We start from the raw sequence: 588 nt of genomic DNA, 5'->3' as shown, positions 1-588 counted from the left end.
CAGCAGGCCGGCGGCGTGCCGGCGCAGCGTGTCCAGCATGCGGTAGCGCACCGCTCCCCCGTCGTGGGCCGCCTCGACCAGGGAGTGCTCGACCAGCATCGCCAGCACCGGCCGCACGTCCCGGCCCGGCTCGCCGAGCACCTGCTGGGCCGCGGCGTCGCTGAACCCGCCCGCGAACACCGTCAACCGCGCGAACAGCTGCCGCTCCGGGGCGGAGAGCCGGGCCACGCTCCACGTGATCGCCGCGTTTAGGCTGCGGTGGCGCCGTGGGATCCCGCGCCGAGGCGGAAGGCATCCGTCGTCGAGACCGGCGCGGGCCCGGACGACGACCTCGGCCAGCCCGAGCGCGCGCACCTGCGCGACGGCCAGTTCCTGCGCCAACGGGAGACCGTCGAGGACCTCACAGAGCTCGGCGACCAGGTCGAGGACCTCGTCGGTGACCTCGAGGTCGGGCACCGCCGCGCGCAGCCGGGCGACCACCAACGCCACGCTCGGGACCGCGAGCAGCCGCACCCGATCGCGCGAGGTGACCGCCCCGGGCAGCGGGAGCGGCCGCAGCACGACCAGATGCTCGCCGGGGATCCGCAG

Annotated in this window: 1 pseudogene; it reads right to left on the bottom strand. The window is 76.0% G+C overall.

Annotation, left to right across the window (positions count from 1 at the left end):
- Window positions 1-561: pseudogene (locus tag ACFPBZ_RS29510) on the bottom strand (AfsR/SARP family transcriptional regulator); the annotation flags it as partial.
- Between the last annotated feature and the right edge of the window lie 27 nt (window positions 562-588).

This window comes from Actinomycetospora atypica (genome assembly GCF_042653685.1).
Classification (GTDB): domain Bacteria; phylum Actinomycetota; class Actinomycetes; order Mycobacteriales; family Pseudonocardiaceae; genus Actinomycetospora; species Actinomycetospora atypica.
Note: the sequence above shows the minus strand (reverse complement) of the source record. Positions and strands in the feature narration are given on the sequence as shown.